The 23,446-nt window shown below is 50.5% G+C and carries 29 protein-coding genes; 22 read left to right on the plus strand and 7 right to left on the minus strand.

Annotated features, from left to right (window positions below; genetic code table 11):
- The first annotated feature begins 38 nt into the window (after positions 1 to 38).
- The 3 genes from AC0YOB_RS08830 (at position 39) to AC0YOB_RS08840 (ending at position 2,587) form a co-directional block, all read left to right on the plus strand.
- Complete coding sequence (locus AC0YOB_RS08830) at positions 39 to 458, plus strand: DUF350 domain-containing protein (protein WP_475769113.1); 420 nt, start codon at positions 39 to 41, stop codon at positions 456 to 458.
- Between the two features lie 152 nt (positions 459 to 610).
- Entirely contained in the window at positions 611 to 1,174 is a 564-nt protein-coding gene (locus tag AC0YOB_RS08835; protein ID WP_475792531.1) for a hypothetical protein, read from the plus strand.
- Between the two features lie 93 nt (positions 1,175 to 1,267).
- A complete protein-coding gene (locus tag AC0YOB_RS08840) occupies positions 1,268 to 2,587 on the plus strand; it encodes an MFS transporter (RefSeq protein ID WP_475792532.1) in 1,320 nt (439 codons plus the stop codon).
- 134 nt (positions 2,588 to 2,721) lie between these two features.
- On the opposite strand, the gene AC0YOB_RS08845 is transcribed toward AC0YOB_RS08840, so the two are convergent.
- From AC0YOB_RS08845 to AC0YOB_RS08855, 3 genes are read right to left on the minus strand one after another with little or no spacing between them, the layout of a single operon-like run.
- The gene (locus tag AC0YOB_RS08845; RefSeq protein WP_210045585.1) at positions 2,722 to 2,898 is read right to left on the minus strand and encodes a twin-arginine translocase TatA/TatE family subunit; all 177 of its coding nucleotides are present in this window, start codon (positions 2,896 to 2,898) and stop codon (positions 2,722 to 2,724) included.
- A 19-nt stretch (positions 2,899 to 2,917) separates the two neighbouring features.
- The gene (locus tag AC0YOB_RS08850) at positions 2,918 to 3,484 is read right to left on the minus strand and encodes a RidA family protein (protein ID WP_475792533.1); all 567 of its coding nucleotides are present in this window, start codon (positions 3,482 to 3,484) and stop codon (positions 2,918 to 2,920) included.
- A gap of 22 nt (positions 3,485 to 3,506) precedes the next feature.
- The gene (locus tag AC0YOB_RS08855; RefSeq protein ID WP_475792534.1) at positions 3,507 to 5,111 is read right to left on the minus strand and encodes a flavin monoamine oxidase family protein; all 1,605 of its coding nucleotides are present in this window, start codon (positions 5,109 to 5,111) and stop codon (positions 3,507 to 3,509) included.
- A 280-nt stretch (positions 5,112 to 5,391) separates the two neighbouring features.
- Between AC0YOB_RS08855 and AC0YOB_RS08860 the strand changes: the two genes are divergently transcribed.
- The 4 genes from AC0YOB_RS08860 to cysK all read left to right on the plus strand — a co-directional run bounded on the left by AC0YOB_RS08860 (position 5,392) and on the right by cysK (position 7,793).
- Positions 5,392 to 5,637: a MerR family transcriptional regulator gene (locus tag AC0YOB_RS08860; protein ID WP_210045587.1), complete on the plus strand. Its 246-nt coding sequence runs from the start codon at positions 5,392 to 5,394 to the stop codon at positions 5,635 to 5,637.
- Positions 5,638 to 5,663: 26 nt separating this feature from the next.
- Positions 5,664 to 6,419: a twin-arginine translocase subunit TatC gene (gene tatC / locus AC0YOB_RS08865; RefSeq protein WP_475769117.1), complete on the plus strand. Its 756-nt coding sequence runs from the start codon at positions 5,664 to 5,666 to the stop codon at positions 6,417 to 6,419.
- A 200-nt stretch (positions 6,420 to 6,619) separates the two neighbouring features.
- The gene (locus tag AC0YOB_RS08870) at positions 6,620 to 6,859 is read left to right on the plus strand and encodes an ADP-ribosylglycohydrolase family protein (RefSeq protein WP_475792985.1); all 240 of its coding nucleotides are present in this window, start codon (positions 6,620 to 6,622) and stop codon (positions 6,857 to 6,859) included.
- Positions 6,860 to 6,875: 16 nt separating this feature from the next.
- Positions 6,876 to 7,793, plus strand: coding sequence for a cysteine synthase A (gene cysK / locus AC0YOB_RS08875; RefSeq protein WP_475792535.1), 918 nt, complete (start codon positions 6,876 to 6,878; stop codon positions 7,791 to 7,793).
- A gap of 27 nt (positions 7,794 to 7,820) precedes the next feature.
- Here the strand turns inward: cysK and AC0YOB_RS08880 are convergent, their stop codons facing one another.
- The gene (locus AC0YOB_RS08880) at positions 7,821 to 8,894 is read right to left on the minus strand and encodes a CotH kinase family protein (RefSeq protein ID WP_475792536.1); all 1,074 of its coding nucleotides are present in this window, start codon (positions 8,892 to 8,894) and stop codon (positions 7,821 to 7,823) included.
- Between the two features lie 148 nt (positions 8,895 to 9,042).
- Positions 9,043 to 9,534 (minus strand): hypothetical protein, encoded by a 492-nt coding sequence (locus tag AC0YOB_RS08885; RefSeq protein WP_475792537.1) that lies wholly within the window; start codon positions 9,532 to 9,534, stop codon positions 9,043 to 9,045.
- A 501-nt stretch (positions 9,535 to 10,035) separates the two neighbouring features.
- On the opposite strand from AC0YOB_RS08885, the gene AC0YOB_RS08890 reads away from it, so the two are divergent.
- From AC0YOB_RS08890 to AC0YOB_RS08955, 14 genes are all read left to right on the plus strand, one after another.
- Positions 10,036 to 10,929 carry a hypothetical protein gene (locus AC0YOB_RS08890; RefSeq protein WP_475792538.1) on the plus strand — a complete coding sequence of 298 codons (894 nt, stop codon included), beginning with the start codon at positions 10,036 to 10,038 and terminating at the stop codon, positions 10,927 to 10,929.
- A 343-nt stretch (positions 10,930 to 11,272) separates the two neighbouring features.
- Positions 11,273 to 11,809, plus strand: coding sequence for a DUF2642 domain-containing protein (locus AC0YOB_RS08895; protein WP_475790374.1), 537 nt, complete (start codon positions 11,273 to 11,275; stop codon positions 11,807 to 11,809).
- Between the two features lie 113 nt (positions 11,810 to 11,922).
- Positions 11,923 to 12,147, plus strand: coding sequence for a hypothetical protein (locus AC0YOB_RS08900; protein WP_210037168.1), 225 nt, complete (start codon positions 11,923 to 11,925; stop codon positions 12,145 to 12,147).
- Between the two features lie 20 nt (positions 12,148 to 12,167).
- On the plus strand, positions 12,168 to 12,596 hold the full coding sequence (locus tag AC0YOB_RS08905; RefSeq protein ID WP_475792539.1) for a spore coat protein: 429 nt from the start codon (positions 12,168 to 12,170) through the stop codon (positions 12,594 to 12,596).
- 220 nt (positions 12,597 to 12,816) lie between these two features.
- Positions 12,817 to 13,308, plus strand: coding sequence for an Lrp/AsnC family transcriptional regulator (locus AC0YOB_RS08910; RefSeq protein WP_210037170.1), 492 nt, complete (start codon positions 12,817 to 12,819; stop codon positions 13,306 to 13,308).
- Between the two features lie 13 nt (positions 13,309 to 13,321).
- The gene (locus AC0YOB_RS08915) at positions 13,322 to 14,539 is read left to right on the plus strand and encodes an aminotransferase class I/II-fold pyridoxal phosphate-dependent enzyme (protein WP_475792540.1); all 1,218 of its coding nucleotides are present in this window, start codon (positions 13,322 to 13,324) and stop codon (positions 14,537 to 14,539) included.
- Between the two features lie 193 nt (positions 14,540 to 14,732).
- A complete protein-coding gene (locus tag AC0YOB_RS08920; protein ID WP_475769126.1) occupies positions 14,733 to 14,975 on the plus strand; it encodes a Spo0E family sporulation regulatory protein-aspartic acid phosphatase in 243 nt (80 codons plus the stop codon).
- A 103-nt stretch (positions 14,976 to 15,078) separates the two neighbouring features.
- Positions 15,079 to 15,633, plus strand: a complete 555-nt coding sequence (locus AC0YOB_RS08925) for a hypothetical protein (RefSeq protein ID WP_475790377.1) — start codon at positions 15,079 to 15,081, stop codon at positions 15,631 to 15,633.
- A complete protein-coding gene (locus tag AC0YOB_RS08930) occupies positions 15,630 to 16,202 on the plus strand; it encodes a cob(I)yrinic acid a,c-diamide adenosyltransferase (RefSeq protein WP_475792541.1) in 573 nt (190 codons plus the stop codon). The genes AC0YOB_RS08925 and AC0YOB_RS08930 overlap by 4 nt, the downstream gene beginning before the upstream one ends.
- 56 nt (positions 16,203 to 16,258) lie before the next feature.
- The gene (locus tag AC0YOB_RS08935; RefSeq protein WP_475792542.1) at positions 16,259 to 17,164 is read left to right on the plus strand and encodes an RluA family pseudouridine synthase; all 906 of its coding nucleotides are present in this window, start codon (positions 16,259 to 16,261) and stop codon (positions 17,162 to 17,164) included.
- A gap of 31 nt (positions 17,165 to 17,195) precedes the next feature.
- The gene (locus AC0YOB_RS08940) at positions 17,196 to 17,558 is read left to right on the plus strand and encodes an arsenate reductase family protein (RefSeq protein WP_475792543.1); all 363 of its coding nucleotides are present in this window, start codon (positions 17,196 to 17,198) and stop codon (positions 17,556 to 17,558) included.
- Positions 17,559 to 17,613: 55 nt separating this feature from the next.
- The gene (locus AC0YOB_RS08945; RefSeq protein WP_475792986.1) at positions 17,614 to 18,780 is read left to right on the plus strand and encodes an aminotransferase class I/II-fold pyridoxal phosphate-dependent enzyme; all 1,167 of its coding nucleotides are present in this window, start codon (positions 17,614 to 17,616) and stop codon (positions 18,778 to 18,780) included.
- Positions 18,781 to 18,836: 56 nt separating this feature from the next.
- Entirely contained in the window at positions 18,837 to 19,745 is a 909-nt protein-coding gene (locus AC0YOB_RS08950; protein ID WP_475792987.1) for a 5'-3' exonuclease, read from the plus strand.
- Between the two features lie 190 nt (positions 19,746 to 19,935).
- Positions 19,936 to 21,369 (plus strand): phosphodiester glycosidase family protein, encoded by a 1,434-nt coding sequence (locus tag AC0YOB_RS08955; protein ID WP_475792544.1) that lies wholly within the window; start codon positions 19,936 to 19,938, stop codon positions 21,367 to 21,369.
- 87 nt (positions 21,370 to 21,456) lie between these two features.
- Here the strand turns inward: AC0YOB_RS08955 and AC0YOB_RS08960 are convergent, their stop codons facing one another.
- Together AC0YOB_RS08960 and AC0YOB_RS08965 are read right to left on the minus strand one after the other, a co-directional pair.
- Positions 21,457 to 21,738 carry a hypothetical protein gene (locus AC0YOB_RS08960; protein WP_475769362.1) on the minus strand — a complete coding sequence of 94 codons (282 nt, stop codon included), beginning with the start codon at positions 21,736 to 21,738 and terminating at the stop codon, positions 21,457 to 21,459.
- Between the two features lie 53 nt (positions 21,739 to 21,791).
- Entirely contained in the window at positions 21,792 to 22,088 is a 297-nt protein-coding gene (locus tag AC0YOB_RS08965) for a DUF3055 domain-containing protein (RefSeq protein WP_475792545.1), read from the minus strand.
- A 316-nt stretch (positions 22,089 to 22,404) separates the two neighbouring features.
- Here AC0YOB_RS08965 and AC0YOB_RS08970 point away from each other — a divergent pair, with 316 nt between their 5' ends.
- The gene (locus AC0YOB_RS08970; RefSeq protein WP_475792546.1) at positions 22,405 to 23,403 is read left to right on the plus strand and encodes an HRDC domain-containing protein; all 999 of its coding nucleotides are present in this window, start codon (positions 22,405 to 22,407) and stop codon (positions 23,401 to 23,403) included.
- Positions 23,404 to 23,446 lie beyond the last annotated feature (43 nt).

Consider the following 23,446-nt stretch of genomic DNA (forward strand, 5'->3'; position numbering starts at 1 on the left):
ATGCGTTTCCTATTTTTTGGATAAAAGGGAGGCTCTTAATGGAAAACGAAATCGACACGCTGCTCAGCAATCCTTATGCGGCGTCACTTGCTTGCGTTTCAGTCGCCATTCTGGCACTGGTCGTTTTCCTTTATTTCTTTGAGTACGTAACCCGGTACAAATGCTGGCATGAAATTAAACAGGGGAACATGGCCGTCGCCATGGCAACGGGAGGCAAAATTTTCGGAATCTGCAATATATTCCGGTTCTCGATTCAAGCCAACGATACGGTGTATCTAAGTTTATTGTGGGGGACATTCGGCTTCCTGCTGCTTATCGTCGCTTATTTTCTGTTTGAATTCCTGACCCCCGTATTCCGGATCGATGACGAGATCAAGAAGGACAACCGGGCTGTCGGCTTTATTGCCATGATTATCTCGGTGTCCATCTCCTATATAATCGGCGCTACGCTTGCCTGATTGCCGATTGCGATCAGTACCAGACCAACAAACTTCGGAGAGGGCCTTAACGCTAATGAAATATTTATGGGGAACCTTATTTGCGCTTGCGTTGCTGTTTGTCGTACTTGGCGTATTTTATTTGACGAAATAAAAGGGTGGAGGAGAAAGGGATGGCGGAAGTTGAAAATACGGTATGTCCGTGGTGCCAGACGGAAATCGTCTGGGACGAAGAAATAGGGCCGGAGCGGCATTGCCCGCATTGCGAGAATGAGCTGTCCGGATACCGGACGCTGCAGATCGGCCTGGACGGGATTGAAGAAGACGAAGAGGAAGAGGAAGAGGAGATTGGGGAAGAAGAAGACTGGGAGGAGCGCAATGATCGTGCGAAGGCGAGCGGAATAAGCCTGGCGCCTGATTTGTCGGAGCTTCGCCATTACAACCGGGACCAGCTGGTGCTCAAAGAAGCAATGGACCGGCTGCTCGACGATCAGCTTGAAGCACCGGAGTGTCCGTCCTGCCGGGAATTCATGCTTGAGGCAGGGACCCAAACAATAACGGAAGCGCAGTTCAAGCCGCGGACTCCGGCAACCATGACGGAGCCGCTTCTGACGCCGCCGTTCCAGATTGTGTTGTACGTCTGTCCTTCCTGCTTTCACACCGAGCAGCGTCTTGGGGTTCAGGAGCAGGAACGGCTGATCCAGCTATTATCAAATGAGGTCGAGAACGGAAAATAATGGAAAGTTATTCATTCCGGCATGCATTGGAGCTTTTGAGGGTACCTTACGTCAGGTAAACGCTCAAAAAGCAAACATGCGGGAGGGATAGGTTTGGAGCATAGCAAGCATGCCGTCCGTTCAAGGGGGTCCGCTCCATCCGCCCCAGGCAAGCTGCGGACAGAATCCTTCACAGGAGACGGACGCTCCGGCAGCGGTCCGGCTTTGGACAAGCAGGCTGTGCTGCTTCTTGCGGTACAGGGGCTTATTGCGATTGCCACAGCCCTGTCGGGTACTTTCCTGCCTATTTACCTGTGGAAGGCAAGCCAATCGTTAGCGCTGATCGGGTGGTTTCATTTCACCTTGTATACGGTTAGCGGACTTACGTTCTGGATTGCCGGCAAATGGGTCAAGGAGCATAACAAGATGAACAGCCTCCGGCTGGGGATTGTATTGTCGGGGGTATTTTATTTTGTTATCCTTCTGCTTGGTACCCGGGCGGTTACATATGCAATCCCGCTTGGTGTGCTTGGAGGACTTGGGCAAGGATTTTTCTGGCTGGCCTACAATGTGGTTTATTTTGAAATCACGGAGCCGGCCAACCGGGACCGCTTCAACGGCTGGACAGGGCTGATTGCCTCCGGTGCAGGTATTGTCGTTCCCTGGATATCGGGATTTATTATTACGGCTTCTACGGGTAACCAGGGCTACAGTATAATCTATACCGCATCGGCCATCATATTTGGCATTGCCACGATTCTGAGTTTTTGGCTCAAAAAGAGAGAGGCTGCCGGCCGCTATGAATGGCTGTATGGCTTCAGGCAGCTCAAAACTCCCGGTGACCCTTGGCGCCGTGTTGCGCTTGCGATTATGGCGCAGGGCATACGTGACGGTGTATTTATGTTTCTTGTCGGGCTGCTGGTCTTTATGGCGACAAGAAATGAACAGAAGCTTGGCAGCTTCTCGCTGATCACTTCGCTGCTTGCCTTGATCAGCTTCTGGCTGATCGGCAGGCTGCTCAGGCCGCACTTGAGGAGCCGGGCGATGCTGTTTGGGGCTGCGGTGGTGACGGCGGCCATACTGCCGCTGTTTTGGCCGCAGCGCTATGAAACGCTGCTGATATTCGGGATTGGAACGGCGCTTTTTATGCCGCTTTTTATTATTCCCATGACATCGGTGGTCTTCGATTTGATCGGGCGCAATGAGGAAAGCGTCAAACGGCGGGAAGAATTCGTTGTCCTGCGGGAAACCTCCCTGACAATTGGACGCCTAGCTGGGATTGCCGCTTATTTGCTCGTACTGCCCCAGGCAAATTCCGCACCGCAGGCTATTCCTTGGCTCATGCTGATCATTGGCGCTTTTCCGTTAGTGTGCTGGTTCCTGGTACGGGGCTATGTGAACAGAAGTCCTGCCGGAAGGAAGGAACCGGTCTGACCAAGCGGATGGACAAATATCCGGGTGGCCTCGCATGGATCAGACGATGCTTTATTGGAGAAATAAGCAGAGCAAAAAGAGAAGCCCTGAAAAAGCGGGGCTTCTCTTTTTTTTTGGTAAGGTATATTTGCAGACTATACTTGCTTATCTTCCTCTTTGTGATCGGCAACGAGATCCTTTGCTGATGATTTGAACTCATGAAGTGTGCGTCCTACTGCACGCCCGAGCTCCGGCAGCTTGGTAGGGCCGAAAACAATCAAAACGACAACGAGAATCATCATAAGTCCGGGCAGTCCGATATTTTGCAGCATATGATCACTCCTCTATTTTTTAATCTTGATTGTAGCGCTTGGGATAGACGGCAACAGCTTCAATTTCAATGAGCCAATCAGCATTGACCAGGGCGGCGACTCCAAGTGTGGAGCGGGCCGGTTTAACTGGATTTTCCGGTGTGTTGAAAAATTGCGCATAGGCTTCGAACCAGCCGTCAAAATCAAATTTGCTTTCTTTCAGAGCATCCTGGGCGATGTATACGCGGAGATAGGCGACATCGGCAAGCGTCAGATCCTGCTCCTTCAACTGCTTTTCAATTTCCTTCAGAATGCCAATTCCCTGGGTCTTGGTATCTCCGTAACGTTCATACACGGTTTTCCCATCCTTGTTGAGCACAGGCGGTACAGTACCGCTTGTCGAAAAAGTGGCTGAACCGGCAGGGATGGCGACTGAGCTGGAGATGGAAGAAGTGGGGCTTCCGTAGTATTCCACTTCATTAATAGGCTCCTTCAAGTATCTGTTCGGGGTCTCGGGATCCCCCTGTGCGGCAAATGCGCTCACACAAAGAAAGCTGGATATGACGGCTGTGCCTATCAATAATTTGACTTTTTTCGGCAGGCTCAATAATATTCCTCCTTATGGTCTATTAGTCTTTCAGGACGCGCTGATGGATGTCCGTTACAACCGAACGGGCGGATTCAATCGCCCCGGCCTGCCAGGCCGTGATGTAGCTGATATGCTCCCCGGCAAGGTAGATTCGTCCGTCCGGCTTGCAAAGCGTAGGATAGTAGGTCTTCCGGTCGTCTCCGGAATAAGATACCCAGCCTCCGAGATTGTATTTTATTTTTTTCCAGTCGATCGAGAAGGATGTCTGGAACTCATCATAAAATTGCGGATGAATTTTGGCCCCCTGCATCATGGCATGCTTTTCGCGTTCCTGATAGGTCATTTTGCCCAGCTTGTCGGCGTTGGAGCCAAAGACATAGTAACCGAGCAGAATGCCTTTCTTGGAAAAATATTTCGTAGGCGGGTAGTACATTTGGGTGATATCCATATTGGTCAAGGTGTTGCCGCCGTAGATTTGCTCATCCTCTTCCCAGAAGCGGCGTTTGAACTGAAGCCCCATTTTCCCTGCGGAGGCATATCCGACGCTGGAAATCGCTTTGGCCATATTAGGCGAGAAGTCTGCCGGAATGCCCTTGAGGACAGACAAGGGGATTGTGCAGATGCAGAAATCGCCTGTTACTTCTCTGTCGACATTCTTCTGCAGATCCGTATAGACAATCCGCACTCCCGAGGAGGACTGGCGGATTTCTTTAACCTCCGCCTTGTATTTGATCTGGTGGCCTACCCTTTTCTCAAAGGCTTTGGAGATCATATCCATGCCTCCGACAGGGTGGAACATCATCATTTGCATATCATAGCTGTATTCGCTGCTGAAGAAATTTCCGAAGCCGGAATTGATGATCGCTTTCATGTCAAAAGGGTCTCTCAGCACCCCGGCGTCCAGTCTGCTTCCCGGTTCGTCCTTATAGCCGCCGCGTTCGGAGCCCCGGTAAAACAAATCCTCTTCAAGATTCCCTTCCGCCTTGAGATAGTTGACCAGTTTAATTTTCTCGTCTGCCGTAATCGGGAGATCAAGCGCTTTCTGATTAACGGCTTTCGCCATCATCTCGGAAACGTAACCTCTCATATCGGCTTTGGCAGCCCGTTTGCGGATCTTCTGGCCGGAAAGCGCGCCCACATTCTCGTTATAATAATAAGCGCTGTCATTCACGTTGTTGAAGGGCTCCATCTCCACGCCAAACTCACGGCAGTAATCCATGGTCACATGAAACTGCGGAATGCGCATTGGACCTGCGTTCAGGTACATGCCGTCATCGAACCGGGCGATCTGCTTGGAAGCGCCCACCTCAGCTTCTGTCGTGCCCTTCCTGACCGACCAGTTCCGTCCGCCCGCCCGTTCCCTGGCTTCAAGAATGGTAACGTCGTAGCCGGCTTTACCGAGCTCGTAAGCCGCTGTCATACCGCCGATACCGGCTCCGAGAATAATGACTTTCTTGCCATTGCGGTTGGTTGCCGTTAAATCGCCACTTCGGGGAGGCGTGAAATCTGCTGCTTTTACGGTTTCAGGCGAAAGCAGGCCGAGTGTTCCCATAACACTGAATACGGCCGCCGATCCTCCGACTTTTCCAACGGTCGTTAAGAACTGCCTGCGGGTAATTTCATTCGGTTTCTCTTTAGTCTCCACGGCGCGACATCTCCTTCTCAAAGTAGATTCAACCTTGCAAGGAAAATGTATCACACCGCTTGCCGTGGCGAATCAAAAAATGTTAGATTATCTAACATAAATTATTTTTTATGTGCAGCCCAAATTTAATAAATATTTATAATAGACTTGCAAAGATTTAAAGCGCTTGCTATAATCCGTCCCAACCCCCTTGATTAACGTCATGTTTCTTAACATTTAAGGTTATTTTACTTACTGAATTGATGTTGAAGCATTCAAACACCAAAGGAGGCTAAGCGTTATGGAAGAGAAAGTGATGTATATAGGTATGGTGTGTGAGCTTACAGGATTATCTGAAAGGCAGATCCGTTATTACGAGGAAAGAAAGCTGGTTTTTCCCGTTAGGACCAAAGGAGGAGTTCGAAAATATTCATTCGAGGACGTGGATAATATCCGTGAAATCAACCGGAATATAAAGGACGGTTTTCGGACATTTGAGCTGAAAGGCATGCTGAACAAACGTCTGCACGGAAGAGGCCAGGCATAATTCAAATTACGAAAGGGGAAACCGTGATGATTGAAGAAAAGAAGATGACCTTAATTGAACATCTTGCAGAGCTTCGAAAACGGATTATCGGGGTAATTGTCGTCCTATTTCTGACCATGATCGGGGGCTTGATCCTTTCGCCAAAAGTACTTCTCTATCTGAAAGGCATCCCGCCGGCTTCCGGAATTACATGGAATGTTTTCTCGCCGTGGGATGCGCTGCGTATCTATATGCAGGTTGCCTTCGTGATTTCGGCCGCCGTCACTCTCCCCTATATCCTGTACCAGCTCTGGAGCTTTATGAAAGTCGGGCTAAAGAAGGAGGAACAGGAGGCTACACTGCGCTACATTCCCTATTCCGTCCTATGTTTCCTGATTGGAATTGGATTCGCGTATTTTGTCGTATTTCCGATGAGTTTCAGTTTTACTTCCCGGATATCCGACCAGCTGGATCTTACCCAGACGTACGGCATCGCCCAATACTTCGGTTTCATGCTCAGCATCGTTATACCCATGTCCCTGGCTTTTGAACTGCCGGTTGTTATTATGTTTTTGACAAAAATCGGTGTGCTTACGCCCAAGGTATTGAACAGCATGCGCCGTTATGCCTACCTGGGACTTGTCATTTTAGCCAGTCTGATCTCACCGCCTGAACTCATTTCACATTTGATGGTCTTTATCCCTCTGGTTGTTCTTTATGAAATCAGCGTATGGCTGTCCCGTGTCGTCTATCGCAAGAAGACAAAAGTGCCGGCTATCGATGCAGCTGTAATGAACGGGTGATCCGGTGCGGATAACTCTGCTTCCTATCCATCCGGCAAATTGAGAGGATAGGCATAACGACCCGTTTATCCTGTATATAATGAAGCAAAAAATAAGGGGCTGCCGCGGCAGTCTCTTTTTCATGCGTCCTTGCTTTACTCTGTAATGACGAAACATATATATTCATTAGCTGCAGGGCGTTAGAGCCATTATAATTGAAGGTGGAACAACAAGAGTACGCTGATCAGGCGAGCAGCAGGATTGGAAGCTATGAGAAAGCGGTATTGAAAGCAATCAATCTGGGCGAGGATACAGATGCGACCGGAGCTGTTACAGGTGGATTAGCCGGTCTGATATACGGACTTGCCGGTATCCGCAAGAGCTGGATCATACAGCTGGCAAGGGTTGAAGAGATGGGCTTATGCGATCGGTTCGAAGTGGCCATAGAGCAAAGAAAGTGAAATTAGGGAGGATATAATGGGGCGTATTGTAAACAGCATAACGGAGCTTATCGGAGATACACCCGCAGTTTTTCTGCAGCGTTTGACGCGGCATGAAGACGCGGAGGTGATTGTAAAGCTGGAGAGATTCAACCCCAGCGGCAGCGTGAAGGACCGCGCGGCGTCTTCCTTGATTCTGGATGCCGAGCGAAGAGGCAAGATTCAGCCGGGGGATACGATTATTGAACCAACGAGCGGGAATACCGGAATAGGTCTGGCGATGAATGCCGCAGCCAAAGGCTACAACCTGATTCTGGTTATGCCCGACAATATGTCGCAGGAGAGAATCTCGCTGCTTAAGGCTTATGGTGCAAAAGTAGTTCTGACGCCGGCGGCGGAGCGGATGCCCGGCGCGATCCGCAAAGCAATGGAGCTGCAGGCTGAACGGCCAGGCAGCTATATTCCCAATCAATTCGAGAACCCTGCGAACCCCGATATTCACCGGGTAACAACGGCGCTGGAAATTATCGAACAAACGGAAGGCCGACTTGACGCTTTTATCGCCACTTCAGGAACAGGAGGCACAATAACCGGTACAGGCGAAGCCTTGAAGGCGGCCATTCCCGGTCTGCATATAGCTGTCGTCGAGCCATTGGGATCGCCAGTCCTGTCCGGCGGCCAGCCTGGGCCGCATAAGCTTGTGGGCACCAGTCCCGGCTTCGTCCCGGCTATTCTCAACACCTCCGTGTATGATGAAATTATCCGCGTGTCCGATGATGATGCCATCCGCACCATGCGCGATCTGGCCAGGCTGGAAGGACTGCTTCTGGGCCCGTCCTCCGGGGCGGCTGTCTGGGCAGCCATGCAGGTTGCCACCCGGATTGGAAAAGGCGGACGCGTGCTCTGCATGGCCCCGGACAGCGGCGAGCGTTATTTAAGTATGAAGCTATATTGAAAGAAGAAGATGAGGAACCATGGCGGTTTAATTTTTCCAGCTGCTCAAGGCTTCCCTGACAATAAGCCGTCTTTCATTGATGTAGTTCTTGAATACCTCCGGCTCTTCCTGAAAAGTGTGGAAGGGCCATTTTCTCGTGAAATCGTCTCTGATCGCTGGCGTCAGCTCCCCGTGCAGCTTCATCAGGACGGGCTCCAGCCGCTGTATGGTAAATTTATCAGCCAACAGCTGGTTCAGAATACGGCGATAAGCCTGCCGGCAGGAACGGTAGGATAATATTTTGCGCGTCAGGATGTTGTACCCTTTTACCCGGACCAGATCGCTGCCGCATAATTTGCCGTAGCAGTTTCTTCCCCATGTGCCCTCATAATCCCAGGGAATAATCCGGTACTTTCCGCTTGTTGCATGCTCATACAGGGCATAGTTCTGATCAAATCCGTCATAATTTCCGGTCAGCACGGCGCCGGCCAGCCACTTCAAGTAAAGTCCGATGTCGAGCCGCTTGACGAGATAGGAGCGGAGAGCCTCGCCGGCGGGGCGGTTAATCCGTCTAACGAAGCGGGTCAGGCGGACTGGTGTCTCTTTTGTCCCCTTCATCACGCGGTAACCGGAAAAAAGTGTAGATTTATGCTGATTCGTATCCGGGTCGATGAGACTGAAGTTGGCACTGTCATTAACCGCGTAGATGAGCGCCCTGGAGCCGATTTTCCGTTTTCTGAAGAAGGTCTGGTCCACGGCTTCGATATCCAGATAAACGCCGTGGGGCTGATCATTCCATTCCAGCCAGAAGTGACGGGTTGAGGGTGCCGGTACCTGGATGGAATTGAAAAAATGAAAGGAAAGGGCATTGCGCATCATCGACGGGTCGTCGAATTCAGCATTCCAATGCATGGTCTTATTATTACCATACCGCAGCTCGTAAGATTTTTTGGGATAATTGCGAGTATGGCCCCCGCGGAAGCGAAGCTGCGCCTCATAGGATTCTCCGTCCATTTCAAGTTTAACGGGAGCGAATTCATTGCTCCATACATCAGCCTGGAGCCTTGACAAGTCGTCCTCATTGATCGTTATTTTGCGGGTCGGCAGTCCTTCCCCGGACATTGGACCATCTCCTTAACCAAAAGATAAAGCCTATCGGTAAAGACGATAGGCTTTTTTATGATTCTTTACATTATGCAGGCATCAGCCTAATGGTCACTGCCGGTATGCCATGATTTACAAAGTCTGCAGGGTGAAAGGCTGCACCTTATTAGCGCTTTCCGCCGTGAGAACCTTGTGTACCCTTAGCCCCTCTGGAGCCTTGTGTACCCTTAGCCCCTCTGGAGCCTTGTGTACCCTTAGCCCCTCTGGAGCCTTGTGTACCTTGAGCCCCTCTGGAGCCTTGTGTACCTTGAGCCCCTCTGGAGCCCTGTGTACCTTGAGCGCCTCTGGAGCCCTGTGTACCCTGAGCGCCTCTGGAGCCCTGTGTGCCCTGAGCGCCTCTGGACCCCTTTGTTCCTCTGGAGCCCTGTGTGCCGCCAAGTCCACTGGAACGGTTCTCGCCTTGCGTGCCTTGAACATCGCCGGATCTGTGCTTGTTATCTTTTGTTACATTATCCTCGCCCTCTGCGCACGGAATACCATTGGTTTCTTCTTGCGTACTCGGCGCATCTTGATTCTTTGGACTGCATTTCGCTCCTTTCCATGACTTCTTTGATGTTTTTTTGCTGCGTTTATAACCTTTGCCATTTGTACCGCTCATGAATAATTTCCTCCTTATATCATATTTATACAGGCTATGAAAATTATCTATCTATCGCGCTAGGTTACAATCCAACTTGAACAAAATAGATATGAATCTATTTATTGTGCTGGGTTGCAATCCAACTTGAATAAAAATAGATATGAATCTAGTACCAGATTATTGCGAGATACATATAGATATATTACAAATTGCTTAACATGATGGATTTCATGGAGGCAAGTATTGGAGGGATGAAAGACGAAACGAGTCGGTTATACCGGATTGTCAGCAGCTGAAGTTTTTGAAGGTTGAACCTTGGAATTAGTCGCGAAGGAATGAAAAGTGCTCTGGTGTCCATTATCCGCAACTTTCGACTATGCGGCCTCGGATCTGATGATCGCCATTATTGCAGCTATTAGAAGAAAGAACTTGTCATCGATCAGCTTCCACCAGCTTCTCTTCTAATAGTTGAAAGTATCAAACCGCTTATAATCTATTCATTCATGGAGGGATTCTTCAATGGAACATATTCAAAAAGCAAGCCATAACAAAAAAACAGTTAGCTTAAGCAGCAATGCCAGTCCTGGCAGCAAAGGACATAAAAGCTATACAAGTAATGCATCCGATGCGTCTCCTTCAATGGGCGGCGGCAGCCACTATGACAACTATCTGAACAGCCTGATCGGCAAACAAATAAAAATTAACCGCGGCGGTCCTGAGTCTCTTGTCGGCAGACTGGTTGGGGTACAAAGCGATTATGTTGCCTTGTACGCTAAAGAAGGTACTGTGTATATCAATTCAAGTCACGTAAAAAGCATTACCGAGCTTGAAGGCAGCAAAAGCCAAGGAAGCTGGACGCCCAACTATATTGTCGCATCGGATTTTGTTGGCGTTTTACACAAAATGGTTAAATCCTTTGCTCAAGTAAACTGGGGCGGTCCTGAGAAAGTGGAAGGCTTCATAGCCGAAGTGGGAAATCAGTCGCTGCTCCTTGTTGTCAACGGACAAGATTTGATGCGTATCCCGCTCTACCATATCAAAACCGTTAAATCTTCCGGCAAATATGCCAGCAGCGGAAGCAAGGGCAACAAATCGGGAAGCGGCAGCAAATCCGGAGGAACTCAAGGAAGCGGAAGCGGCAGCAGCAAATCCGGAGGAACTCAAGGAAGCGGAAGCGGCGGCGGCAAATCCGGAGGAACTCAAGGAAGCGGAAGCGGCGGCAAATCCGGAGGAACTCAAGGAAGCGGAAGCGGCGGCAAATCCGGAGGAACCCAAGGAAGCGGAACTGGAGGCAGCCAGGGCAATAAATCCGGCAGCAAAAGAAACAGTACGGGAGGAAGCGGGAAGGGCAAATCCCGCAGCAATCAAGGAAGCAGAAACAGCAGCAGCAAAAAATCAGGAAAAAAAGGATAATTACCGCACGAGCAGCATCAATCGCGCCAATTGTGACCGTGAACCTTTCACAAAGTTTGGAATCAGGGCTGAGTTCATGCCGGTGCCGGCATATCAAGCCGGCGCTGGCAGCAGCTTTGCCAATGCAATTAAAATCTATCATTAACCGTTTTATATCAAATTCGCCTCAATAATATCTGGATGCAAATCTCAGGATGAAAGGAGGTTGTTCTCATTGAAAAGTCGTCATCCTTTATTAGACCAGTATGTTGAGCTTGACGTTTCCGGCGCTTCTCTACCTATAAAGGGAAAACTGATCGATTTGGGCCAAGACATATTAGTCGTGCACAATGGGAGACAATTTTTGTATATACCATTTGTTCATCTGCAGCAGATGCGGTTAATCGTTAATGAGTTTCAGGATATCGAAGTGCCGGAGCCTCATTTTGAGCAGCAAAATGATCTTATTTCATATCGAAAAGTATTGATGAACGCAAAAGGCATGTTTTCCGAACTGTATATTACCGGCCATCAGTCGATCCATGGCTATTTAACGAGTGTGATGAACGATTTCTTTGTTTTTTACTCGCCGGTTTATCATTCGGTCATGGTTTCCCTGAAGCATCTGAAATATTTGATACCATATAACCCCAATGTCACGCCGTATACCTTGACGCCGGAGCAGTTTCCGCTCAAGCCTTCTCCCATTACGCTGGCCCGTACGTTTGATCAGCAAATGAATAAACTGCTTGGTGAATTCGTCATCCTGGATCTCGGCGAGAACCCAAATAAAATCGGAGTCCTCAAAAGCATTGATCAGAGCATGATCGAGCTGTCGAACGCGGATGGCAAATCCATTTATCTGCATTTTGACCATGTAAAAACAATCCATCTTCCTTAATCCGGAAAGATTGAATTCTTCCTGAAAAGGAGGAATTCGGATACATATAAATTTCATACGGAGGACATAATACGGAAGGTTCAATGAATTGGAAAAAAGGAGGGAGTTTTCACATGATGCAGCCTATCTCATCCAAGGAAATGGAATATATCGTCGATTCCATATCCAATGAGGATCTATTGATGAAGCAATGCGCTGCTGTAGCCGTTGCTGCGCAGACCCAGGGAATCAAACAGGTATGTTCGCAAATGATATCGATGCACCATCAGAACACGCAGACATTAATGAATTCACTTCAGCAGCATCAGCAATTGGCACCAACACAGCCGCAAAATTAGAGGAACGGGAGGAATCCGATATGTATCAGCAGCAAAATATGCAAAATGGACAAGTTCAAATGCTCATGCCGGAAGAGGATATGGCTTATACCGTCCTTGCCGATCTGAAACGTGTGGTTCGGGAGTACGCGACAGCGGCAACAGAATCAAGCTGTCCGGAAATCCGGGGGATGTTCACCCATTTGCTGAATAATACGCTTCATATGCAGGGAGAATTGTTCAACGCAATGAAGCAGGCCAATATGTACAGCGTCTCATCGCCTGCGCTCCGTCAGGATCTGACCAAGCAGCTCCAGCAAAATCAGCAAACCCTGGTCAAGACGGAGCAGCATCTGCAAAAGCTTCAGCAAAGTCAGTCAAGCCAACAATCGCAGCAGCCTTCCGGACAGCACCAGGCTTATCAGCAGCAGCAGCAAATGCCGCAGCAAAACGGCCAGTATTATATGTAGCTTAAACAGCCCTTTGGGCCGTTTTTTTCGGAAGAGCCCCCTGATGGGGCTCTTTCCTGTTTGCAAGCCTCACATCTTTGCGCTTTGCAGGAAGCTTGGATTCGTTGTAATATATTCATTATAACTAATGACGCGAAGGCAGGACTGTCCACCCATTGTAGTCCTTTGGGAGGGCGGTACTGCCTGCGGTTGATTAATATTGCTTTGGGAGGGTATGACGATGAATGAGCGCAAGATGAAAATATTAGAGCTGCTAAAAGAAGATGCGCGCCGCAGTGCGGATCTGATCGCGACCATGCTGGATGAACCGGTGGCGGAAGTAAAGCAGGAGATCGCAGAAATGGAAGAAGACCATATCATCGTCAAATACGCGACAGTCGTCAACTGGAGCAAAGTGGAGGACGAGAAGGTAACGGCTTTGATTGAGGTGCAGATTACACCGGAACGCGGCCGCGGCTTCGAGGGCATCGCGGAGCGGATTTATTTATATCCCGAAGTGAAATCGGTCTATTTGATGTCAGGAGCGTATGACCTGCTGGTAGAGGTTCAAGGCAAGACGCTGAAAGACGTCGCATCCTTCGTTTCCAACAAGCTGTCACCCATTGACGCGGTTCTGTCCACCAAAACATTTTTTATTTTGAAGAAGTATAAACAGGATGGCATTATATTCGAAGAGCATGAAGACGATCACCGTCTTCTTATCTCACCGTAAAGGGTGACCGATCATGATAAAAGACGAAGAACTTCAGCAGAGCACCCCGACAAGCCGGACTTCCATGGCTGACTATCTGTCGCCGCAGGCACGGGTTATGAAGCCATCGGGAATCCGCCGATTTTTTGATTTGGCAAGCGGCCGCAAGGACATTATTACGCTTGGCGTGGGCGAGCCTGATTTTGTTACGCCATGGCATGTCCGCGAGGCCTGTGTGTACTCGCTGGAAATGGGCAAAACCCAGTATACCTCCAATGCCGGCACGCCGGAGCTGCGCGAGGAAATCGGTCATTATCTGAACCGTCAATTCGATGTTTCCTATGAACCTGGCAATGAAATACTGGTGACGGTAGGCGGAAGCGAAGCGATCGATCTGGCGCTGCGTGCGCTTATTGCTCCAGGGGATGAGATTCTTGTGCCTGAGCCTTGTTATATTTCCTATTCGCCGATCACCTCCCTGAGCGGAGGCGTACCGGTCGGAATTGAAACCTATGCCAAGGATCAGTTCAAACTGACGGCCGAGTCGCTGAAGGCTGTCATCACACCACGGTCCAAAGTACTTATTTTATGCTATCCCAGCAATCCGACGGGCGGTATCATGACCCGTGAAGACTGGCTGCCGATTGCAAAAGTGGTCGAGGAAAATGATCTGATCGTCATTTCGGATGAAATTTATGCGGAGCTTACGTACGGCACCAAGCATGTCAGCTTTGCCTCGCTTCCGGGCATGAAGGACCGGACTATTCTGGTCAGCGGCTTCTCCAAGGCGTTCGCCATGACCGGCTGGCGGATCGGATATGCCTGCGGGCACCGAGATCTTATAGCGGCTATGTTGAAAATTCACCAGTATACCGTCATGTGCGCACCTGTAATGGCTCAGGTCGCAGCTCTTGAAGCTCTCAAAAACGGACTGGAGGAAAAAGACCGCATGGTGGAGGCTTATAACCAGCGCCGCCGTCTCGTGGTTCACGGGTTCCGCGAAATCGGCCTGGAATGCCATGAGCCCCAAGGAGCGTTCTACGCCTTTCCTTCTATCAAGGCAACCGGACTCAGCTCCGAAGAGTTCGCCACCGCCCTGCTGCTTGAGCAAAGTGTTGCCGCCGTGCCCGGAGATGTGTTCGGACTCGGTGGGGAAGGCCATTTGCGCTGCTCCTATGCTACATCTGTCAGCCAACTGACTGAGGCGATTGAGCGGATAGGCAATTTTGTCCGCAAATATACGGCAGGATAAGTCCATTTTGGCCGCAAAAAATGATATTCATAATTGTAATTGTTTGTTATAATTTAGTAAAACTGCAAGGAACCTAGGAACAACGAAGAAGAATTAATGAACAAATTACATCTTCCGTTGCTATTTCCTTAAAGTATTGTGGGGTAAATTCCACGAAACAACAGCATTAGATCGACGACAAGGAGGGATGACAATGGCTTTTGCGGATTATGGCCTATCGTTCAATAATGAGCCGGGCACCGTGTCAGCTAGACAGTTGTCTTCCTCGATACAATCACTAGAAGCTGAGATTTATGCGCTCCGAACGAAGATGGAGCAATCCTATACGGAAGAAACGACATTTAATTCCGATATCGTGATTGATCTCAGCCGGAAGCTGGATTTGAAGATTAATGAGTATATGCATGTCATGAGAAAAAAGTCGAAATCATCATAATGCGGATTCTCTTACCCGGGAAGCCCCTGACGAGGGCTTCTTTTATTTTTTTTATAGTCTTATTTATGCTATATTTGACGTAGATATTCGATGTGGAGGGATTATGTTGCTGCGTTTGCCGACAAGATTTCGAGCTTTATTTGCAGGTTTTGCGTTACTGGTATTATGTATGACTCTTTCGGGCTGCGGATCCAATGCCGATCTGACTGTATTTATTATGCCCAAGGAATATTTGCCGGATGGTGTGGCTGCCAAGGTCGAGGAGCAGCTCAAAGCCAAATTTGGCGAAGAGAAGACGATTGAAGTAAACGCTTCTCCGATGTACAACGAACAGAAGCTGATTGTGGAGATTGCTGCCGGAGGAAACGGAATTCTGATCCTTCCCAAGGATACCTTAATGAGTATGATTACTCAGGGCCCGGCGATTCAGCTGGACAAGTGGTTTGACGCTTCCGCCTATCCGGAAGGTGTGCTCGAGAGCGATCTCGGCGATTCGAAGAATCCGAAGCTCGTCAAGGGTTTGTTCGCGATTCCCGTCGAAAAGACGATATTCAAGGATGCGGGCTATAACGAACCCAATATGCTGATGATTATTCCGGCAAATGCGCCGGATCAGGATTTATCCATTGAAGTCATGAAGGAGCTCGTCAAGCCATGAGATTATATACCCGAACGGGAGACGATGGGCAAACGTCGGTAAAGGGCGGACGTGTCCGCAAGGATGATGAACGTGTTGAAGCTTACGGTACGATTGATGAGCTGAACTCATTCGTTGGCCAGGCGGCGGCTGTCGCAGCGGCAGCAGGCGGGCTGGATGAGCTGGTGGTGCAGCTGGCCCAGATCCAGCAGGAATTATTCGATTGCGGTTCTGATCTTGCTTTTGCCGATCCTAAGAGCCGCCAGATGAAAATGGATGCGGAACCGGCGGTTAGACTTGAGGGGTGGATAGACGCTCATGTGGAGGCGGCTCCGGAAGTGACCCGCTTTATTCTGCCGGGAGGAAGTGAAGTATCGGCCCTGCTGCATGTTTGCCGGACCGTATGCCGCAGAGCGGAGCGCCGCGTCGTTACATTGTCGGCGGAGCGTCCCGTCAATCCCGAGGCACAGAAATATATCAACCGGCTCTCTGATTATTTCTTCGCAGCTGCCCGTTTTGCCAATGCCAGACTGGGTGTTCCCGATACGGAGTATGTGCGCAGCGCCGAAGTATTCCGCAAAAAGAAATGAGCGGCCTCTATTATGACCCGCTGGTGCTTGAGATATCCGCCGAAGATGAGGGCAGGATGGTCCGGACGGTGCTTGAGAAGCGTCTGGGCGTCTCCCGCAAGCTGATGTCGCGGCTGAAGCTGACGGAGCAGGGGCTGACCCTGAACGGGAAACGCGTGTTTACGAATGAGCGGGTCAAGCAGGGCGATTGTCTGGCAGTGCGTATGGAACAGGAGCAATCCGATGATATATTGCCTGAGCCGATGCCCCTCGATATTGTATACGAAGACCGCGAGCTGCTGATTGTGAACAAGCTTCCTGGAATCATCGTTCATCCCACGCACGGACATTACACGGGTACGCTCGCCAACGGGGTTGTCCATCACTGGCTGCAGAGGGGAGAAACGGTCCGTTTCAGACCGATCCATCGGCTGGATGAGGAAACCTCAGGGCTTGTGGCAATCGCCAAGAACCCCTATATCCATCAGCAGTTGTCGGAGCAGATGCAGGCTGGCGAGATCGACAAGCGCTACCGGGCGTTTGTCTATAACTCTCCGGATCCGGCGTCAGGAACGGTGGATGCCCCGATTGACCGCAATCCCGAAGAACCTCATCTGCGCGTGGTTATTCCAGGCGGGTATGCTTCGATTACCCATTACGAGACCGAAGCTGTTTATCGGAGCGGAGGCGCAGCGAAGATCAAGCTGAAGCTTGAGACAGGACGTACGCACCAAATTCGGGTACATATGAAGCATATCGGCTGTCCGCTTATCGGCGACAAGCTCTATGGTTATGCATCGTCCAGTAGAAGCAGCGGCGGTTCAGCCGAGCTGGAAGCAGCTGTGGAGCGTCAGGCGCTTCATGCGGCAACGCTCGGCTTTACCCACCCCATGACACATAAATATATGGAGTTTGAAGCAGCTCTTCCGCAGGATTTGCAGCAGCTGGAGAAGCTGCTTCTTGCCGGTCCGCGGATAAAATGAGGATTTTGGCTTTAACGAAAGGAAGCTTTCTATGAAGAAATTGACATTTTATGGTTATCCCAAATGCGGTACCTGCCGCGATGCCGTTAAATCGCTGAGTGGCAAAGGCTATGAGCTGGATTCGCATAATTTGTTCGAACAGGCGCCTTCCGCTGAAGAACTGACAGTGCTGATCGGGCGGAGCGGACTTGAGGTGAAGAAATTTTTTAATACCTCGGGAGAGGCTTATAAAGAATTGAATCTGAAAGATAAGCTCCCCACTTTATCAGATAAGGAAAAAATAGACCTGCTGGCTTCCAATGGCAGATTAATCAAAAGGCCGGTCGTAACAGACGGCATAAAGGTAACGGTAGGTTTCAAGGACGACGACTATGATCGTGTCTGGGGTAGTTGACAACGTTGGAGGGAACTGGCTGGTGACGAAGAAACGGCAGGCCGAGCGGCTGTCCATGCTGGGTTCTTCCATATTCGCAGAGGTGGGACATTGGAAGAGCAAGGCGCGTGAACAGGGGCTTGATGTAATCGATTTAAGTATTGGCAGTCCGGACCTGCCTCCTTCGCAGCGGGTTCGGCAGGTATTAAGCGAGGCTGTGCTCAGAGACGGGGCCTATCAATATCCGGGATCGAGAGGAAGCGCAGCTTTTCTGGAGCAGGCGGCAGATTGGCTGGCATTCCGTTTCGGCATCTCGGTTGATCCCAAAACCGAGTTGCTCTCTCTTATGGGCTCGCAGGACGGTCTTGGCCATCTGGCGCTCGCTCTGTGCAATTCGGGCGACATCGCGTTGGTGCCGGACCCGGGCTACCCCGTTTACGCTGCAGGGCTCGCCCTGGCGGGAGTAACACCGTACCAAATGCCGCTGCATGCAGAGAACGGCTATCTTCCGGATCTGGCTTCGATACCGGTTGAGGTGCTGGCCAAAACCAAATTCATGCTGCTGAACTATCCCGGCAATCCGGTATCGGCTGTAACCGATTTGTCCTTTTTTGCCGCGGCGGTCGCGTTCGCCAAGCGGCATCAGATTCTGATCGTTCATGATCTGGCTTATTCCGAAATAGCCTTCGACGGCTACAAGCCGCCCAGCATACTGCAGGTGGAGGGTGCCCGCGAGGTTGCGGTCGAATTTCATTCCTTATCCAAAAGCTTCAACATGGCAGGCTGCCGGATCGGTTTTCTGGCAGGAAACAGGGAAGCGGTGGGCGCTCTGGGAGCGCTTAAGGCGAATATCGACTATGGCGTATTTCTGCCGGTGCAGGAGGCTGGAATTGCCGCTTTGCAGCAGGATATGGAGGGAGCAATCCCGTCGGTAGGCGCTGTCTATGAAGAGCGGCGGGATGCGTTTCTGGATGCTTTGCGCGAAGAAGGCTGGGAGGTAGCGAAGCCTAAAGCGACAATGTTCGTCTGGGCCCAGCTGCCTACGATGCGCTGGAATCTGGCTGATCCGTGGGACTCCCGGAGCATTTCCCGGGAAATGCTAAGCCGCTGCGGCGTGGCTGTTATTCCCGGCGACGCGTTTGGCGCACAAGGGGAAGGATTTATTCGCATTGCGCTTGTGGAGAGCAGGCAGCGTCTTGTTGAAGCGGCGCGCCGTATAGGTCATTTTATTCGGGGAGAGTAAACGGAGCGGACGAAGGGAGCGGGTGGATGAATATGAGTGTTTACGATCAAATGGCAATGTTTGAGGACCTGGAGAGCCAGGATACCAAGGAGAATAGTGAGAACAAGCTGCTGCTTGTCGATGGAATGGCGTTGCTGTTCCGCGCTTTTTTTGCCAATTCCTATGGAGGAACCGTAAGGCGAACGAGCAGCGGCGTTCCGGTTAATGCCATTTACGGGTTTGTGAAGTATTTTATGGACGCCGTGCAGCGCTTCAAGCCAACGCATGTCGTATGCTGTTGGGATATGGGCAGTCAAACCTTCCGTACCTCTCAATATGACGGCTACAAGGCCAACCGGCCCTCCGCGCCGGAGGATCTGATTCCCCAGTTCGATCTGGTGAAGGATGTTGTTGCAAGCTTTGGCGTTCCCAATGTCGGCATTGCCGGCTATGAAGCGGATGACTGCATCGGGACGCTGGCCAAACGCCACAGCGGAGATGCGCATGTCTACGTACTTTCAGGAGATCATGATTTGCTGCAGCTGGTGGATGAGCGGATATCGGTTGTCATAATGAAAAAAGGCCAAGGCAACTATGCGGTATACACACCCGAGTTCCTGCTGGAAGAACGGCAGCTTACATCGGAGCAGGTGATTTGTGTTAAAGGACTGATGGGGGATACGAGCGATAATTATCCCGGGGTGCGCGGAATTGGGGAGAAAACAGCCCATAAGCTCATTCAGGAATATGGTTCCGTCGATGGCATACTGGAGAACCTGGACAGCTTATCCAAGACGGTTCGCGCCAAGATCGAAGCCGATCTGGAGATGCTTCATCTCTCAAGGGAATTGGCCCGTATCCGCCTTGATGTACCGGTGGAGCTGGAATTTGATTTATGCGGCTGGGAAATTGACCGGCAGCGAAAGCGGGTCGTTGGCAAATTCGAAGAGCTTGAATTCAAAAGCCTGATGGCACTCATAAGCTAAGCATTATTCATATATAAGTCAGCGGACGATAGAGATTCCTTCACTTAAGGAATCTTTTTTTTCTGCAAGGAATCTTTAAGCAGATATTCATATTCGAAGTTCCTTGTCCGACAATTGTATAAGGTGATACCTATTAGGATGAGGAAGGGATTGGGGCAAGGTGCACAAAGGCAGAAAGCAGTATAAAAGAATGTACAGGCACAATTGGAGGACCGCCGGTCTTGGCGTCATGATGGTAGCGGCAGCTCTGGGAGGACCATTGACGGAAACGGCAGCGGCCATATCCGGCAATGGTTTCAATCAATCAGGACTAAACCGGACAGCGTCGTTTATGGCGCAGGCTGCTGTCCCTGATCAGCCGCAGGGCAGGGTAACGCTCGCTTATCCGAAGGCTGCGGTTGAACTTGCGGCAGGCACCCGTCTGTTCCTCGGCACTAGGCTTACAGTTTCCAAAGAGGTTGCATTGACTTATCAAACAGGCAATCCGGCGGTAGCCAAGGTGAATGCGGCAGGGGTAATTACAGCGGTAGGAGCGGGCAGGACGACACTGACAATTAACGTGGTCTCCACAGGCTATAGCGGTCAGCTTAAGCTGCCGGTTCATGTCTCCACCGCGCAGCCGCCTAAGCTTGCATTCCAGCCTAAGCTGGAATCGCGCAAAGTATCGGCCGGAGGCAAATCATTCTCCATAAGCACGGTCACGATTCCGAAAGGTATGCCGGTGACAGCGGGTATTGCAAGCCGAAGCGTCGGCTCTGTCCAGCCGCTTGCGTCAATTGCCAAGACCTACAATGCCGATATCGCGATTAACGGGACTTTCTTTGACGCATACAGCGGTGTTCCCGATCCTTACGGCAACCTGATCCGTGATGGACTGCCGGAGCATATTGGCAATCTTGGGACAACGATCGGGTTCAAATGGGATGGAAGCGCGGTGATGGATTCGCTGCGGATCAAGATTTTCGGGGAGGTTGAGGGCAGCGGGCGCACGAGCGGCTGGTATGCTTATTTTATCAACCGCAAACCGACTTCCGGATCGGCAGCTACGTTATTCACGCCCGCACGCGGAGCCAGGCTGGGATTTGCTGCTGTAGTGGCTGTTATTGTACAGAATGGCAAAGTAAACCGTATTGCATACGGGGAAAATGCCGCGATACCCAAAGATGGATATATTCTTGTATTTATGGGCGCAGAGAAAGGGCAGGCTGCCAAATTTAAAGTGGGCGATAAGGTGAATTATAGAGTCGAGTATCAGGATATGGACGGCAAGAAGCTGGACTGGAGCCAGGTGCAGACGGCTGTAGGTGCTGGACCAAGACTTGTGAAGGACGGGAAAGTATCTCTGAATGCCGCAGAGGAAGGTTTCCGGGATCCGAAAATCATCAGCGGCGGCGGGGCAAGGAGCGGCATTGCCATCCGCAAAGACGGATCGGTCATAATCGCTACCGTATCGGGGGCGACCATGAAGCAGTGGGCGCAGATCATGATTCAACTGGGCGCCCAGCAGGCCATGAATCTCGACGGCGGCGCCTCATCGGGTCTGTGGTACAAAGGCAGGACAGTGACTGCGCCGGGGCGCGAGCTCAGTAATGCTCTTTTGTTCGGAGAGCATCTTAAATGGTAGGTTAGCTGGCTTGAAATTTTATACGTCTTGTATTTCCCAAAAAAAAGCCGGGACCCTTAAAAGAGGGTCCCGGTTCTTCTATATGGTTCAGGGCTCGTCCTGAACATCCGGCACGGCAGGAGCGGCATCGTCGTCTCCGGGATACTCTCGATCCATACCTGCGTGCAGCTCGCGATTCTCGTAACTGAAACGGTTTGAGGGCCGCTGATCGATGCGCCACGGCGTGCTTTTGCCCAGTGACCGGGCGATCAGGTCAGAGCCGTAAGGCCCCTCGGGGAATTCTTCTGCTGTGAGGTCATTGCGCTGGGATTCAACCGTGGACAAATCCGCGCTCGGCTGACGATTTTCCTTCTCGAATCCACTGCTCATGGTGATTCCCTCCCGATGTAACACTTGTTTAATACCCCATTAGTGTGTCCGGATCAGTCGGTAAAATTCACACTTCCAACAACAAGCTCAAGAAATTGGCTGAGATCGCCGGCTTCTTCCTCGGTAAGCTTGAATACATGCTCCAGATAACCTTCCTGTTCCAGGTCATCCGAGCCCATAATTGCAGTGCGGCCGCTCTGCAGGTCCGTCACCAGTTTCTTGCCGTAGAAACGGCTTGTCGACATAATGGCAAGATCAAAACGTTTATAATTCGGTGTTATGAAAGTAACAAAACGCGTGGATGTATCTTCTGTCATATCAGACATAAAATCATAATCAGGCAGCAGCATTTAGAAAAACCTCCTTCACTATAGGACCTTTACCGTTCAACTGGTGTCCTTTGTGTGCTCGCTATATCATAGCATCCGATGAGTCAGCGGGGCAATATGGAATGGGAACTGATATCCATGCCGGCTGAATGTCCGCGGCGAAATCTGGAGAGAACTGCCTATTGCAAGAAGACTCGCACATATGCTATGCTTTGAACAATCAAATCGTTGCAACGTGAGGAAGCACCTCTTCAGCCCTAACAGGCAGGAGAGGTGCTTTTTTTTTGTGCCAGTACGGCGTTCGCGATTGATGATCAATCTAATGGAGGTCTGTCGTATGCAAATCGTTTTTTTAAACACTTTTGAGAAATTGGAAGAGAGCGGCCTGAGCTCGCAAGCCCAGCTGTCCATTTGTGAGCAGGAGGGGATATGGTCGGTTATGTGGACAGATGACGAAGCAAAGGAGCCGGATGGTCCGGCTGTCTGGTTCGAGGGAGGTTCCTGGGAGGAAATGATGACAGCTTTTCGTCATGGGGTTGCTGTCCAGATGGGAAAAGGCTTCATACCAATCATTGACGGCTTGCTTGATGATCGTCAGGCTGCTCCAGGCAAGAGCAGTCTGATTGCGATGCTGCAGTGTTACGGGGAAATCAATGCCAACAGCGAATTGTTTGATCTGCTCCGCGAGTGGCGCCGGTCCAGGGCAATTGCCGATAAGAAATCGGCTTATTTGATCGCCACCAACAGGATGCTCTGGATGATCAGCGCATTCGTCCCTCATCAGCTGGACGAGCTGGCCCAAATTCCCGGTTGGGGAGAAAGCAAGCAGGCCGCGTTTGGCGAAGAGATTATTGGGATCACGAGAACTTTTGAGCAAACGGCCGTTTTTCCATTGGAATGGGTTGCGGATTCATTGGATCAGAAGGTGTATACCCAATGGCTGTATAAGCAAAAGGAGAATAAATTCAAGACGCAAATGGACAGGCAAAATGAGAAGCATCTTCTGCTGAGAGGAATTGCGGAAGGAAAAACATTGGATCAGATGCAGGCTGAGCTTGAGCTGCCCCGACGTGATTTAATGGAGCGGATCGAAAAGCTGGAAACGGAAGGCTATGATATTGAACCGTTGATTGAGCGCGAGCTGGAGCATGTGCCGCAGTCCGAGCAGCAGCTGGTATGGGATGCTCTGCTCAGTGAGGGCGACCGTTATTTGAAGCCGGTTTTATTCAAGGTTTATGGGGAAGATACTGTTAAAGGCAAACCGGTGGATCTTCTCTATGACCGTTTACGCTTGATAAGGCTGCGCTACCGCCGTATTAAGGAAGAGGCGATATAAAAAGTTTCCGGAAGACTGACAGAGCAGGTAGTATGAAGCAGAC

It is taken from the genome of Paenibacillus sp. JT31N17, from assembly GCF_056269255.1.